The organism is Peribacillus sp. SIMBA_075, from assembly GCF_046534585.1.
This window is the reverse complement of record NZ_JAWRYN010001473.1, coordinates 1-241: the sequence shown is the minus strand read 5'-3', so window position 1 is coordinate 241 and position 241 is coordinate 1. Positions and strand designations below refer to the sequence as shown.

Annotated in this window: 1 protein-coding gene; it reads left to right on the top strand. The window is 39.4% G+C overall.

Annotated features, from left to right (window positions below; all coding sequences use genetic code 11):
• Window positions 1-14: 14 nt before the first annotated feature.
• A partial coding sequence (locus tag SB775_RS33285) for a VOC family protein (RefSeq protein WP_410865571.1) occupies window positions 15-241 on the top strand: 227 nt, incomplete at its 3' end.

Genomic DNA, 241 nt, shown 5'->3' with positions numbered 1-241 from the left:
AAGGAGTGATTTTAATGATGATGAAAGGTCTGTATGAAGCACATTTACCTGTGAGTGACTTGAAGGCATCTATTGCATTTTATGAAAAATTGGAATTGACACTCGCTCACGAAAATGAACGAGTTGCTTTTTTATGGATTGAGAAAGGAAAGAGCTGGATTGGTCTATGGAAAGTAGATATAAACGCCTTTCCATACCATCCAGCGACTCGGCACGTTGCCTTTCAAATTACAACGTCCAG